The 14,297-nt window shown below is 62.8% G+C and carries 9 protein-coding genes; 6 read left to right on the forward strand and 3 right to left on the reverse strand.

Features of this window, described 5'->3' with window-relative positions:
• Window positions 1-24 precede the first annotated feature (24 nt).
• The 3 genes from AC57B6_RS34035 (at window position 25) to AC57B6_RS34045 (ending at window position 4,716) form a co-directional block, all read left to right on the forward strand.
• Entirely contained in the window at window positions 25-1,488 is a 1,464-nt protein-coding gene (locus tag AC57B6_RS34035; protein WP_496422987.1) for an amidase family protein, read from the forward strand.
• 130 nt (window positions 1,489-1,618) lie between these two features.
• Window positions 1,619-2,821 carry a porin gene (locus AC57B6_RS34040; RefSeq protein ID WP_496422988.1) on the forward strand — a complete coding sequence of 401 codons (1,203 nt, stop codon included), beginning with the start codon at window positions 1,619-1,621 and terminating at the stop codon, window positions 2,819-2,821.
• Window positions 2,822-3,369: 548 nt separating this feature from the next.
• Entirely contained in the window at window positions 3,370-4,716 is a 1,347-nt protein-coding gene (locus tag AC57B6_RS34045) for a TAXI family TRAP transporter solute-binding subunit (RefSeq protein WP_028198652.1), read from the forward strand.
• A gap of 18 nt (window positions 4,717-4,734) precedes the next feature.
• On the opposite strand, the gene AC57B6_RS34050 is transcribed toward AC57B6_RS34045, so the two are convergent.
• From AC57B6_RS34050 to AC57B6_RS34060, 3 genes are all read right to left on the reverse strand, one after another.
• Entirely contained in the window at window positions 4,735-5,469 is a 735-nt protein-coding gene (locus AC57B6_RS34050; protein ID WP_042276111.1) for a ProQ/FinO family protein, read from the reverse strand.
• A 96-nt stretch (window positions 5,470-5,565) separates the two neighbouring features.
• On the reverse strand, window positions 5,566-6,930 hold the full coding sequence (locus tag AC57B6_RS34055) for an ATP-binding protein (RefSeq protein WP_106356759.1): 1,365 nt from the start codon (window positions 6,928-6,930) through the stop codon (window positions 5,566-5,568).
• Window positions 6,930-7,589, reverse strand: coding sequence for a response regulator (locus tag AC57B6_RS34060; RefSeq protein ID WP_030103351.1), 660 nt, complete (start codon window positions 7,587-7,589; stop codon window positions 6,930-6,932). The genes AC57B6_RS34055 and AC57B6_RS34060 overlap by 1 nt, the downstream gene beginning before the upstream one ends.
• A gap of 225 nt (window positions 7,590-7,814) precedes the next feature.
• Here AC57B6_RS34060 and AC57B6_RS34065 point away from each other — a divergent pair, with 225 nt between their 5' ends.
• Genes AC57B6_RS34065 through AC57B6_RS34075 form a run of 3 tightly spaced genes read left to right on the forward strand, consistent with a single transcriptional unit; the run spans window position 7,815 to window position 13,487 of the window.
• Window positions 7,815-9,305, forward strand: a complete 1,491-nt coding sequence (locus AC57B6_RS34065) for a TolC family protein (protein ID WP_496422989.1) — start codon at window positions 7,815-7,817, stop codon at window positions 9,303-9,305.
• Window positions 9,295-10,440: an efflux RND transporter periplasmic adaptor subunit gene (locus AC57B6_RS34070; protein WP_496422990.1), complete on the forward strand. Its 1,146-nt coding sequence runs from the start codon at window positions 9,295-9,297 to the stop codon at window positions 10,438-10,440. The genes AC57B6_RS34065 and AC57B6_RS34070 overlap by 11 nt, the downstream gene beginning before the upstream one ends.
• The gene (locus AC57B6_RS34075; RefSeq protein WP_496422991.1) at window positions 10,437-13,487 is read left to right on the forward strand and encodes an efflux RND transporter permease subunit; all 3,051 of its coding nucleotides are present in this window, start codon (window positions 10,437-10,439) and stop codon (window positions 13,485-13,487) included. The genes AC57B6_RS34070 and AC57B6_RS34075 overlap by 4 nt, the downstream gene beginning before the upstream one ends.
• Window positions 13,488-14,297: the final 810 nt, after the last annotated feature.

Here is a 14,297-nt window from a genome sequence, read left to right on the forward strand (position 1 = left end):
ATCTTTCAACACCACGAAATTCTCATGTCAGACACTCTTCATGCCGATGCACCGCTCGCCGCAGGTAGCGAACTTTGCGACCTGCCCGCCCTCACTTTGCTCGATCTGCAACGAAAGAAAACCGTGAGTGCCGTCGAGATATTGAATGCGCACCTCTCACGTATCCATGCCGTGAACCCGCAGGTCAATGCACTCGTCACCCTCGCCGACGAAGCCACCTTGAAAAGCCGTGCCGCGGATATCGACGCGCTATGGGCGCGCGGCGTCTGGCAAGGTCCCTTGCATGGGCTGCCGGTTTCACAAAAGGACCTGACCGCGACGCGCGGCGTGCGTACCACCTTCGGCTCGAAAATCTTCGAACATCACGTGCCTGAACACAGCGCCTTGATCGCGCGCCGCTGCGATGCCGCCGGTGCTCTGATGATCGGCAAGTCGAACACGCCTGAACTCGGCTCGGGTTCGCACACCTTCAACGACGTGTTTGGCGTGACGCGCAATCCGTGGGACCTGAGCAAATCCGCGGGCGGCAGCAGCGGCGGCGCCGCTGCCTCCGTCGCCTGCGGCATGAATCCGCTCGCTTGCGGCAGCGACATGGGCGGCTCGCTGCGCAATCCGGCCGCGTGGAATGCGGTGGTGGGTTTGCGCCCGTCACCGGGACGCGTGCCGCGGGCACCGGATTCGAACGGCTGGGCAACGCTCGGCGTAGACGGGCCGATGGCACGCGATGTTGCCGACACGGCCTTGCTGCTCAGCGCGATTTCCGGTCCCTCCGGCGAAACTGCGACTGAGATCGGCGAGCCCGGTTCACGTTTCGCGCAGCCATTGCAACGCGACTTTCGCGGCACGCGCATCGCCATGTCGGTGCAGCTCGCCGGTCTTGCTGTCGACCCCGAGATTCAGCGAACCGTGCAGGCACAGGCGGCGATCTTCGAGTCGATGGGTTGCGAGGTGGAATTCGCCGACCCCGATCTCGGCGATGCCGAGGACGTGTTTCGTATCGAGCGCGCGTGGATGATCGGCAGCCTTGTCGACCGGCTCGATGCCGATGCACGCGCCCAACTGAAGCCGGAAATCGAAGCCGAGTGCCGCCTGCACAGGTCGCTGTCCGCAGCGGATCTGGGCGACATGTTCGTGCGAAAAACAGCGTTGTTCGAGCGCATGCGCCGCTTCATGGACAACCACGCGTACTACGTGCTGCCCGCCACGCAGATGCTGCCTTTCGACGCCGATCTGCGCTGGCCCACAGAATTCATGGGCACACGCTACGACTCGTACATCGACTGGATGCGCATCTGCTGGTATCTGTCTTCCACCGAATCGCCAGTACTCGCTCTGCCGTGCGGCTTTAGCGCATCGGGCTTACCGATCGGCCTGCAAATCGCCGGACGCTTTCGCGACGACTGGGGTCTGTTGCAATTCGGTCACGCCTATGAAGCTGCCGCGGCACACGAGAGGATTCGCCCGCCGCTTATCGCCGGGCGTCATTAACCGCCGCTCACTCTGAGTTCTTCCAGTAGCCGGTTTCGCCTCCGGCTGCTGGCTGGCAAGCAACGCGTGGCTCGCGGGAGTCCACACGTCCGTCACTTTTCGCACTTCTCCAACTTGAGCGTCAGACCACATGAAAAAAATGCTACTGGCAGTATGCCTCGCCGCCCCCTTTCCGGCCGTGGTTCATGCACAGAGTGCCGTCACGCTATACGGCATTATCGATGAAGGTGTGAGTTATACGAGCAACGCGGCGACGGTCAACGCCAACGGCAGCATCTCGGGTCACAGCGCGGTTCGCCTGCTGAGCGGCGTGATGCAGCAAAGCCGCTGGGGCATGCGCGGCATGGAAGACCTTGGCGGCGGTATGAAAGCGATCTTCATGCTGGAGAATGGCTTCGACGCCAGCACCGGCAAGCTCGGCCAGGGGGGACTGCTGTTCGGCAAGAAGGCCTGGGTGGGTTTGTCGGGCCCGTTCGGCACGGTGACGCTCGGCCGTCAATACGATACGAACGTCGATATCCTTGGACCGTTCGAGGTCGGCGATCAGTGGGGGGGCTATATGGTTGCGCATCCCGGCGATCTCGACAACTTCAACAACACGAACTCGACGAATAACGCGATCAAGTTCACCAGCAACACTTATGGCGGCTTGACGGTTGAAGGCATGTACAGCCTGGGCGGTGTGGCGGGCGATTTCGCGCGTAACCGGATCTGGTCGGTATCGGCCGGGTATGTGAATGGACCGTTGGCGCTCGGTGTCGGTTATCTCGATGTGGCCAACCCGAACACGTCGTTCTTCGGCAGTACTGGTAGTCCTGCGGCTAGCGTGAATGGCCTGCCTGGAAGCAATATGGTGTCGCCGGTCTATTCCGGATACGCGTCGGCGAAATCGCTGCGTGTGATTGGTGCTGGGGCGTCTTATCTGTTCGGTGCCGCTACGTTCGGCGCGACGTATTCGAATACGAGTTTTCGCGATCTCGGGGATCTTGCTTCGGGGCCGAATCCTGCCGGGTTGAGTGGCAATGCCACGTTGAATAATGCGGAAGTGAGTTTCAAGTATCAGATCACGCCTGATCTGCTGTGTGGTGTGGCGTATGACTATACGAAGGGAAGTTCAGTCAAGGGGATGACAGGGGCGACCTATCAGCAGGTCGCTTCGGGGATCGATTACTTTGTTTCGAAGCGTACCGATGTGTATGTGATTGGGGTTTATCAGAAAGCCTCCGGCACGGACTCGACCGGGCGGCAGGCTGTGGCCGCTGTTAATGGGCCTTCTGCGTCGGCTGATGATAAGCAGGCTGTTGTGAGGGTTGGGATGCGGCATAAGTTTTGATTTTTTTGTTGTTGGGGTGTTGGTCTGTTCTGGTGTTGGTCGTTTGGTCTCTTGGCCTTTCCTTGCTTTGTTAGTGGTCTATTAGCGTTGCCCCTGTGCGGGGCGGCACCTACTTTTCTTTGCCTGCCGCAAAGAAAAGTAGGCAAAAGAAAGCGGCTTTACACCGCCAGCTCATAAGCGGGTCCCCCGCGCAGCCACGGTAGTGGTGCATCTGGAATCTGTGTTCCCGCACACTCCGCCTTAGTGACAAGGCCGTCATACCTCCGGCGGCGCTGCGCGCGCCGTGCCGGTACTTCGTCACGTTATCCCTTTGGTACGGGTGGGGCGCAGGTTGCAATCGCCGTGGGCCGTGCATGTCGCCGTGTTGGGCCGCTCCCTGCTGCCTGGTTCGATGCGGCATACTGCATTTGGAATGCGTTGCGTCACTTTAAACTTGCATTTTGCTTTCGCTGTATGCGCGCCGCGAACAACTGGAGGTCACGGGTCGAGGCGTGGCCTGTGTGTCCTCGCCGACGATGCCTCATCTCGGCTGCTCGTACGGAGTTCCCATGAAAGCGCATCGCCCGCGTCTGCCACACCTGCCCGGCGATCCGTCGCATGCGGAGTGGCGCGATCACACCGTGTCATACATCGTCGTGGCCGTGATTGTCGTGCTGGTCGTCACCCTCATCGTCTGGCTGGTCGATCCGGCTCCGCCGAAAACCATCACGATGAGCGCAGGACCGCATGACAGTTCTTTCCTCGCCACCGCGGATCAGTATAAAAAGATCCTCGCCCGCAACGGCATCACACTCAAGGTGCTGGAATCCGATGGCTCAGTGCAGAACCTGCATCGTCTGCTAGACCCGAAACAACACGTCGATCTCGCACTCGTGCAAGGCGGCGTCGCCGATGGGCTCGATACGTCATCGCTCATGTCGCTCGGTAGCGTGTTCTATGTTCCGGTCGTGGTGTTCTATCGCGGCACAGGGCTCAGCGAGCTCGCGGAACTGGAAGGCAAGCGGATTGCAATCGGCCGTGAAGGCAGCGGCACACGCCTGCTCTCGCTCAAACTGCTGGAAGCAAACGGCATCGCGCCAGGCGGCGACACCAGGCTGGTGCCCAGCGACGGCATGCAAGCCGCCACCCAACTGGTGGCGGGCGAGGTCGACGCCGCGATCCTGAACGGTGATTCGGCCACGCGCGGCCTGATGCTGCGGCTCCTGAAAGTACCCGGCATCTCGGTCATGAATTTCGATGAGGCCAGCGCCTATACGCGCCTTTTTCCCTATCTCGACGAAATCGATCTACCGCCCGGCGTGCTGGATCTCAAGCGCAGAATTCCACCCGACACCATCCATCTGATCAGCCCGACAGCCGAACTGGTGGCCCGGACCGGTCTGCATCCGGCCATTTCCGATTTGTTGATCGAGGCCGCGCAGGAGGTGCACGGCATGCCCGGGCTCTTGCAGCACGCGGGGGAATTCCCGAGTCCGGTTGCCCACGAATATCAGATCAGCGAGGACGCACAGCGCTACTACAAGACCGGCAAGAGTTTTCTATACCGGACGCTGCCGTTCTGGCTCGCCAGCATCGGCGACCGCACGCTGGTTCTGCTGCTGCCAATGGCAGTGCTGCTGTTTCCGGCAATGCGCTTGATCCCGGCGCTTTACCGGTGGCGCGTACGCTCGCGTATTTATCGCTATTACGGAGCGCTGATTGCAATCGAACGCGAAGCACTCGCCGACTCGACCGAGACCGAGCGCAAACAGCTCTTCGCGGAACTCGACGCTATCGAGGCGTCGCTTGATCGCTTGCGTATGCCGCTTGCATACGCCGACGCGTTCTATGTGCTGCGCGAGCACGTCGGCTTTGTGCGCAGCCGGCTGGCGGCGGCACAAGGCAGCCGCCCCTAGGCGGGGCGGCTGGCGTCTTTACGATTTAGCGGAGGATGAAGGCGCTGCCGGCGGCGTGGCCGATTCTGCGGCCGGAGTGTCTGCCGAAGTGGTCTGCTCCGGCTGCGTCGGCACGCCAGCTTGCGCAACGGATGCTGCCTGCGCTGTGGCATCCGTAGCATCCGTAGCATCCGCAGCAACCGAGGCATCGGCAGATGTTGCAGCCGCCGAAGCCGCCGCTTTCGCCGCGCCCCGGCCCGCACGATGCGCCTGCAGACGCTGCGCGCCGGCTGCTTCCTGCGCCGTTACCTTGCCCGCTTCAGCGCCCGTCAGATCGACCCGCGCGGCGCCTTCGACGAGGCACTTCCAGTAGCGGCTGCCACGGCACCACGTCTTGATCGCATCGCGCAATTCGGCTTCGCTCAGCGACAGGTCCTTCGCGTGAACCACGAGGTCCTCGAAGATGCCGACCTTGAGCGGGAGCTTGGGCGCCGGATTCTTCGGGAACACATTGGGAAAGCGCTTTTGCAGTCTCCCGATCGATTTCACCACCGGATCCACGGGTCTCGCGTCAGCCGCAGGCTTTGCTTCGGCCGCCGGTCTGGCGTCGGCCTGATGCGCCTGATGCTTGTGAACGGGCGCGGCACGGCGCGGCGGCGACGGCTTGCGAGCAGGCTTCGCGCCGGGCTTGGCGACTGGCTTGGCCGCAGGCGCAGCTTCGGCGCGTGCCGCCGCCAGTTGCTTCTTCAATTCAGCAAGTTGTTCGAAACCCATAGCGCACAATCAATCGAGAAAGACAGGATTGTAGCAGCGTGTTGCGCCACGCTCCCGTCACCCGGCGATGCGCCGCGCACCGATGGCGGCAAACGATCAGCTTTTGACCGCAACAGGCGCTACCGGCTCGTGCGCGCTCAGGCCAAAAACCGATACACACAAGCCCGGCCGCCCTACGTTATTGCGTAGGGAAAGTTCAAGCTGATGCCGCGCGGCGATCCGCGCCACAATCGCCAGCCCGAGCCCGCTACCTTCGCCCCGCGCCTCTTCGCCTCGATAAAACCGGTCGAAAACCCGCTCGATCTCGGCCTCCGGAATCCCCGAGCCGCTATCCACCACGTCGAATCCCACCCGCTCGCCGGCGCGCTTGAGAATCACATCCACACGGCCGCCTGGCGGCGTATGCCGGATCGCGTTGTTGATCAGATTCCCCAGCAACACACTCATCCCGTGCGGCTCCGCCAGCACCGTATAAGCATCGTAGCCCGCGCCAGCGTCTTCGCATTCGAGGCCGAGATCGATCTCGGCCGTCTCCGCGAGCAACGACAGATCCCCCACCGCCTGTTCGCCGATCCGGCGCAAGCTCACCGGCACCATCGACGTTACGGGATGCGCATCTTCGCGCGCGAGCGTCAACAATTGCTGCACCAGGCGAATGATCCGGTTGACCCGCTCCTCGACGCGCTCCAGCGTTTGCCCCTCGCCCTTCAGCGAGCCGTCGCGGGAAGCCGCCTGCAATTGCAGCTTCAGCGCGGCAAGCGGCGAGCGCAATTCATGCGCGGCATCCGCGATAAACGTGCGCTGTGCCTGCGACGCCACGTTCAGACGTTGCAACAGATCGTTGAGCGACGCCACCAGCGGCTTGATTTCGACCGGCACGCTGCCATCCAGACGCAAGGGGTCCAGCGAATCGAGCGAGCGGGTCGTGAGCGCGCGCGTCAGGCCGCCGATCGGCGCCAGCCCTTTTGCGACCACCAGCAGCACCAGCACGATCGTCACGGGCAGCAGCACGCCGAGCGGCCACAGCGTATGCAGCGCCAGTTGCAGCGCGAGGTCCTCGCGCACGGAGATCGGCTGCGCGACCTGGATATAGCGGTCGCGCTGCTGCACCCCGAATGTGCGCCAATGGCTCTCGCCTCGTTCGACTGTGCTGAAGCCTTCGGGCAAGCGCGAGAATACCGGCGCCTGAGTCGAGTGATAAATGAGTGTGCCGGCACGGTCCCAGATTTCGATGACGACCCGATCGTCGGCCAGATCACCCAGGTCCGGGCTGTGATGCTCGCCGTCGCCGGTACCGGCCAGATTCGACGGCAACGACAGTGCGACCGTGCGCAACTCGTAGTCGAACAGTTCGCTCGCTTCCTCCCGCGCGGTGTGAAAGATGCCGAAGCCGGCCACGCCCGAGGCCGCGGCCAGCCCGAAAATCAGCCAGCCCAGCAGCCAGCGGCGAATCGACGTCATCAGCACCTCTTCAGACGGTAGCCCACGCCGCGCACCGTCACCACCTGGTCCGCGCCGATCTTGCGGCGCAGGCTGTGCACATGTACTTCGATTGTGTTGCTGCCCACCTCCTCGCCCCAGCCGTACAGTTTCTCTTCCAGCTCCGCCTTGGTGAACACGCGCGTGGGTTCTTCGATCAACGCCTGCAGCAGCGCGAATTCGCGTGGCACGAGCGGCAGCAGCTCGCCGTCTTTGGTCACTTCATGCGCGGCGGGATCGAGTGTAAGTTCGCCGTGCGCATAGATGGGTTGCTTCTGGCCAGTGCGCCGCCGCAATAGCGCACGGACTCGCGCGGCCAGTTCGTCGAGGTCGAATGGTTTGATCAGATAGTCGTCGGCGCCGGCATCGAGACCGCGAATCCGATCTTCAACCGCGTCGCGCGCGGTCAGGATGATCACCGGCGCCGCACCGCCGCTCTTGCGGTAGGCGTTGAGCACGTCGATGCCGTCTTTTTTCGGCAAGCCGAGATCGAGCAGCACGAGGTCGTACACGCCGTTGCCCAGCGATAGTTCCGCCGCGCGGCCGTCGTCGGCCCAGTCGATCGCGTAGCCCGAACGGCGCATGGCGCCCAATACCGTTTCCGCAATCATGTTGTCGTCTTCGACGAGCAGCAGACGCATGGCCCCTCCTCTTTGCAGTTTGCCTGCATTGTCCAGCCCGCTAGCTTAACGCTTCCTTAAATCATCCTTAAAGGATCCTTAGCGCAAGCTTAAGCAACGCTGAAGGCAGACTGATGGGACGCTTAACTTCAGCTAAGCGTCCCTTAAGCTCTTCCTCAGCAAAATCGGCACCTGTTGCGCGACATCCGCTCGCCGCCGTCCCAGTTTTCATTCAGGAGCCGGACTTTGCCCGTTTTCAACGCTGCTGCGAAAGTCGCTTCAGTAGTCGCTCCAGTGGTCGATTCAGTGGCCAGTTCAGCGGCCGATCCAGCGGCAGTTCCCGCTCCACCCTCGCGCATGCTCGCGCTCGTGCTCGTGCCCCTCTGCGCCATGCTGCTTGGCGGCTGCACGTGGTATCACCGCGAGCCGCTCGCGCCGCAGGACACCTCGACTTCCGCCAACTCGCTCGACCGCATCCAGATCGATCCAGCCACCATGCCGTTGCCCGAACTGGCGGCGCATCGCTTCGATCCGTCCGATGGACTGGATATCGACGAAGTCGCGATGCTGGCGGTAGCGAATAATCCCGACCTGAAACTGGCGCGCGACGATCTCGGCATCGCCCGCGCACAGGCTTATTCGGCCGGACTGCTGCCCGACCCGCAATTGAGTGTGTCGAGCGATTACCCCGGTGCGGCCGGCGCCACGCGCGCATTCAATTATGGTCTGAGCATCGACGTGATGGCGATCGTGCTGCGCAGTGCGAACAGGCAATCCGCCGATGCGACGGTGGCTAAAACCGATCTCGGCCTGCTGTGGCAAGAATGGCAGATTGTCGCCCAGGCGCGGCAGCTGTTCATCAAGACGCGCTTCCAGCAGGACACCCTGCCGCTGCTGCAACAGCAGCGCGAGCTCGCGCGCACGCGCTACGAACGCATGGCCGAAGCGCACCGCGACGGCAATCTGACCGACGACACCCTGACCGCCGCGCTCACCGCTTACAGCGATGCGCGCAAACAGTACACCGACGCCGAACGGGCCGCGGAACAGACTCATCATGATCTGAACGCGCTGCTCGGTCTCTCGCCCGACGTGCAACTGCAACTCGCGGGCAGCGAAGAAACGACCGCGCTGTCCGACACGACGCTCGATGCAGCGCTCGCGAAACTCGCGCAGCGGCGCCCGGATCTGATCGCGCTTCAGGCGGGTTACGAGGCGCAGGAGCAGAAGTACCGTGCCGCGATTCTCAGCCAGTTTCCGAGCCTTTCGGTAGGTTTCGTGCGTGCGCGCGATACCTCGAACATCTACACCAGCGGCTTCCAGATCAATCTGAGCCTGCCGATCTTCAATCGCAATCAGGGCAACGTCGCGATTGAGAAAGCAACCCGTCAGCGCCTGCGTGACGAATATCAATCGCGCTTGAATCAGGCCTACGCCGATGTCGCCCACATGCGCGCCGACAGTGAGATTCTCACGCGGCAGTTGCAGCAAACCGAGGCGGCGCTGCCCGATGTCGACCTTGCCGCGCAACACGCGGCTGCGGCCTATGCGCAGCACGATCTCGCGCTCGGCGCCTACACCGACGCACAAGGCGCGGCGCTCACCAAACGTGTCGACGTCGCCACCCTGCGCGAATCGCTCGCCGAACAACGCGTCGGTTTGCAGGCGCTGTTGGGCAGTGCGATCCCCGACGCTTTTTCCTCTGCTCAGACCTTCAGCGAAACTCATGCGAAATAGCCCCCTTTCGGCACGGCGGCCGCGTATCGCCTCTTATGCGATTTCATTTGCCTGCGTCGCACTGCTGAGCGCGGCCGTTCATGCGGCTGATACAGCGAGCGCAGCCGGTGCATCCGCCGCCGGCGATGCGGCCGATCAATCCGTCGTATCCGTGCAAACCGTACGGGTACAACGCGCCATCATTGCGCAACCGGTCCGCGCCTATGGCATCGTCGCGGCGTCCGCGTCGAACCTGACCACCGTTAATCTGCCATACCTCGCGCGTATCGTGCAGATGCGCGTCCAGGCCGGCCAGCGCGTGACGCGAGGCACACCGTTATTCGTCGTGCAAGCCGATCCTGCCGCGGTGCTCGCCGCGCTCCAGGCGAAAAGCGCCGTGACGCTGGCGCAAGGCGAACTCGCGCGCACGCAGTCGCTGTACGGCAAAGGACTCGCCACGCAATCGCAACTCGCCGCAGCCCGCAAGGCCGCCGACGATGCACAGCAAGCACTCGCCGCGCAAAACCAGACGGGTATCGCGAGCGGCAACAAGATCGTCGCGGCGCCGATCGACGGCGTGGTTTTGCAGGTATCCGCGGCACAGGGCGATCAGGTACAGCCAGGCGCGGCGATCCTGCAACTGGCCAGCGGCGCCGGCCGCGCCGGCCGCGATATGCGCGCGAACGTGATGCTCGGCGTCGAGCCCTCGGACGCCGCCGCGATCCATGCCGGCGATACCGTCACGCTGCACGGACTCTCCACCGCACTCGCGAAATCTTCGGCGGATGGGCACGTGACGCTGGTCGGCGCATCGGTCGATCAGCAAAGCCAGCTCGTCGACGTTGGCGCGAACGTGCCGCTCGAACAGAGCGCATTCATTCCGGGCACGCGAGTCAGCGCCGACATCGCGACGCGCAGCGGCACGCACTGGGTCGTGCCGCGTGCCGCCGTGCTGAAAGATGGGGCCGGCGCGTACGTGTTCCAGATCACGCCGCAAAACAGGGCACGCCGCGTAGCGGTGGTCATGCAGATCGAGAACGGCGACCGCTACGGCGTGGACGGCCCGATCGACGGAGCGGCGGGCCTCGTCGTCAGCGGCAACTATGAGTTGAAGGACGGCATGGCGGTGCGCGTCAGCAAAGGCGCGCCGCAATGAATTTCGGTCAATGGATGCAGAAGCACCGGCGCTCACTGCTGTTCGTGATCGCGTTGCTGGCGATCGCGGGCGCGCTGACCGCATTTCGCCTGCCTATCTCGCTGTTCCCGAATGTCGCGTTTCCGCGCGCCGTCGTCTCGCTGGACGCCGGTGACCGCCCCGCTGAACAGATGGCCACGCTCGTCACAATGCCGGTCGAAGAGGCGCTGCGCCGCGTGCCGAACGTGCGCGACGTCGAGTCGACCACGAGCCGGGGCGCCGCGGAAATCTCGATCAATTTCGACTGGGGCACCGACATGGCGCAAGCCACGTTGCAGGCTCAGTCGGCGATCAGCGAGATTCTCGCGACGCTGCCGCAGGGCACCTCGATGCAGGTCCGGCGCATGGACCCGACCGTGTTCCCGGTACTCGCGTATAGCCTGACATCGAAACAGCAGTCGCTATCGGCGCTGCACGATCTCGCGCAATTCCAGATGCGCCCGTTGCTGTCTTCAGTGGAAGGGGTCGCGCGTGTCGATGTGACGGGTGGCGCGCAGGACGAATTTGAAGTCGCGATCGATCCGGCGCGCCTTGCCGCTTACAAGCTGTCGCTGCCGGACGTCTCGAAAGCGATCGGCGCGAGCAACGTGCTGATGGCCAACGGCCGCATTGAGGATCACGACAAGTTGTATCTCGTGATTGCCAACACCACGATCACCCGACTCGACGAACTGCGCGACGTGGTGGTGTCAAGCAATGGCGCGACGCAAATCCGCCTCGGCGACATCGCGACCGTTCGTCAGGGCGTCGTGCCGCAATGGATGCGCGTCACGGCCGACGGTCAGGACGCCGTGCTGCTCAACGTCTACCAGCAGCCCGGCGCGAACAGCGTGGCGATGGCCAAGGCGATCCGCGCGAAACTCGCAGATTTCCAGCATCAGATGCCGGCGGGCGTGCACCTGTCGAACTGGTACGACCAGAGCGAACTGGTGATCGCCTCGGCGACCAGCGTGCGCGACGCGATCATGATCGGCGTGGTGCTGGCTGCGTTCACGCTGTTTGCCTTTCTGCGCAACTGGAAGATCACGGCGATCGCGGTCGCCCTCGTGCCGGTCGTGATGGCCGCCACGATCCTGCTGCTCGACGTGTTTGGCATGGGCTTCAACATCATGACGCTCGGCGGCATGGCAGCCGCGGTCGGCCTCGTGATCGACGACGCCATCGTGATGATCGAACACATCGTGCGACGCATGCGCGAAGGCGGTGCGCACAAGTTCCATGGCCGCGTGATGGCGGCGGCGCTCGAGTTCACGCGGCCGCTTGCCGGATCGTCGGCGGCGACGCTGATCATTTTCGTGCCGCTCGCGTTTCTGTCGGGCGTGACGGGCGCGTTCTTCAAGGCGCTCTCCGTGACGATGGCAAGTGCGCTGTTCATTTCGTTTCTCGTCACGTGGCTCGCCGTGCCGATTCTGTGCGACCGCTGGCTGACGCCGAAGGACGCCGAGGAGCACAAGGAAACCCGCTTCGCCGCATGGATGAACCGGCGCTACGGCTTTCTGATCGAGCGTGTGACAGCGCGGCCGCCTCTCGTGCTGCTCGGCGTGTTGCCGCTGATCGTGATGGCCGCATTCGCGTTCACGCGGGTGGGTAGCGGCTTCATGCCGAGCATGGACGAAGGCGGTTTCGTGCTCGATTACCACACCGAACCGGGCACATCCGTGACCGAAACCGACCGGTTGATGAAGCAGATCGAGGCGATCATCCGCGCGAATCCGAACATCGCGACTTACTCGCGCCGTACTGGCGCCGGTCTTGGCGGCGATCTGAACGAGCCCAATAAGGGGGACTTCTTTATCCGCCTGAAATCAAGTGGCCGTGAGCCGATTGAAACGGTGATGGAGGAAGTCCGCTCGAAGATCGAGACGCAGGTGCCCGGCGTGAGCATCGAACTCGCGCAGTTGATGGAGGATCTGATCGGCGACCTCACCGCGGTGCCGCAACCGGTCCAGATCAAGATTTATTCCGACGACCAGACGACGCTGGACACGACCGCGCGCAAGGTGGCCGAACGAATCGGCAAGATTCAGGGCGTGGTGGACGTCAACGACGGCATCAATCCGGCGGGCGATGCGCTCGAACTTCACATCCGGCCGGAGGCGGCGGCGGCTGAAGGAATGGACCCGCAGTCGATCGCGCAGGCGGTGTCGGACATGGTGGAGGGCAATATTGCAACGCAGTTCCAAAGCGGGCCGAAGACCGTAGGCGTGCGGGTACGCGTGGCTGGCGCGCTGAAGCTCACCGATACGCAACTGGGGCAGTTGGAAATTCGTGCACCGGACGGCCATCTGTTCGCGCTGAATCGCGTTGCCGATCAGGTGACGGTGACTGGCCAACCGGAAATCAGCCGCGACAATCTCAAGCGGATGGTGGCGGTGACCGCGCGGATCGACGGCCGCGATCTGGGCTCGACGATCGCGGACGTGCAGCGCGTCTTGGGCGATGCAAGTTTGTTGCCGGCTGGCGTGTATTACGAGTTGGGCGGCTTGTACCAGCAACAGCAGATTGCCTTCAAGGGTTTGTTGACGGTGTTCGGCGCGGCAATTGCGTTGGTGTTTGGCTTGCTGCTGTTTCTGTACGAACGGTTTCGCGTTGCGCTGGCGGTGATGGCGATGCCGTTGCTGGCCGCGGGCGCGGTGTTTATCGGGTTATGGATCACCGGCATCGAGTTGAACATCTCCGCGATGATGGGGATGACGATGATTATCGGCATCGTGACCGAGGTGGCAATTTTTTATGTATCGGAGTTGCAGGGGTTGATTCGGGATGAAGGTGTCCGGTTCGAGGAGGCGCTGATCGCGGCTGGGCGGAATCGGTTGCGGCCGATTGCCATGACGACTATTGCGGCTATTTTGGCATTGCTGCCGCTTGCTTTTGCCCTTGGGCAGGGGTCGGCTATGCAGCAGCCGTTGGCCGTTGCCATTATTTCGGGGTTGATTGTGCAGTTGCCGTTGGTGTTGTTGCTTTTGCCTGTGGTGTTGAAGTTGTTGATGAAGAAGGGGGGTGTTTGAAGGGGGGGTGATTGCCTGCTCGGCGGGGTCTGATTTGGGTGTTGATCTTTTGGCCTGTTGGCCTTTCCTTGATTTGTTAGTGGTCTATTAGCGTTGCCCCTGTGCGGGGCGGCACCTACTTTTCTTTGCCGGCCGCAAAGAAAAGTAGGCAAAAGAAAGCGGCTCAAACCGCTAATTTTTAAGCGGGTCCCCCGCGCAGCCACGGTAGTGGTGCATCTGGAATCCGTGCCCCCGCACACTCCGCGCCGTTGACAAAGCACTCATCAGCTCCCACTCCGCACTGCGTGCGTCGCGGACGGGTCTGCCAGGGAAACCAGCGGCTTCGCTTCGCGCAGCGGGTGCCCTCGGCTTCGCCTCGGCGAGATGCCCCCGCCCTGATTGGTCAACCCCACTTCAAATGGAATGGCGTGCGTCGCATTCGCGGTGCAATCACGATCGCTGCCACAGTTGTGCTTGCAGCAGCGAGGCAACAGGAAGCAGGGAACGGCAACAGGAAATCGGGAGAGCTACACCGCGGCCGAGTGGCAGCGATGCAACGGCGAGCTGGGAACGGACCAAACCGCGGAAGCGCAAGTCCGGCGGCCGGTGTTTTGAACAGGGTATCGGCGCGCGCAGCGCCGCCGGAGGTATGACGCCTTTGTCACCAGCGCCGAATGTGCGAGGACACAGATTCCAGATGCACCACTACCGCTACTGCGCGGGGGACCCGCTTAAGAATTAGCGGTGTGAGCCGCTTTCTTTGCTTATCTTTCTTTGCGGCGGCAAAGAAAGTAAGTGCCGCCCCGCACAGGGGCAACGCCAATAGACCAC

This window comes from Paraburkholderia sp. BGA-UO-ETr-F12 (assembly GCF_059567945.1).

What these genes read in the sequence shown, in the direction of transcription:
- AC57B6_RS34035 (WP_496422987.1), top strand. Translation starts at nt 25, where the DNA reads ATGTCAGACACTCTTCATGCCGATGCACCGCTCGCCGCAGGTAGCGAA.
- AC57B6_RS34040 (WP_496422988.1), top strand. Translation starts at nt 1,619, where the DNA reads ATGAAAAAAATGCTACTGGCAGTATGCCTCGCCGCCCCCTTTCCGGCC.
- AC57B6_RS34045 (WP_028198652.1), top strand. Translation starts at nt 3,370, where the DNA reads ATGAAAGCGCATCGCCCGCGTCTGCCACACCTGCCCGGCGATCCGTCG.
- AC57B6_RS34050 (WP_042276111.1), bottom strand. Translation starts at nt 5,469, where the DNA reads ATGGGTTTCGAACAACTTGCTGAATTGAAGAAGCAACTGGCGGCGGCA.
- AC57B6_RS34055 (WP_106356759.1), bottom strand. Translation starts at nt 6,930, where the DNA reads ATGACGTCGATTCGCCGCTGGCTGCTGGGCTGGCTGATTTTCGGGCTG.
- AC57B6_RS34060 (WP_030103351.1), bottom strand. Translation starts at nt 7,589, where the DNA reads ATGCGTCTGCTGCTCGTCGAAGACGACAACATGATTGCGGAAACGGTA.
- AC57B6_RS34070 (WP_496422990.1), top strand. Translation starts at nt 9,295, where the DNA reads ATGCGAAATAGCCCCCTTTCGGCACGGCGGCCGCGTATCGCCTCTTAT.
- AC57B6_RS34075 (WP_496422991.1), top strand. Translation starts at nt 10,437, where the DNA reads ATGAATTTCGGTCAATGGATGCAGAAGCACCGGCGCTCACTGCTGTTC.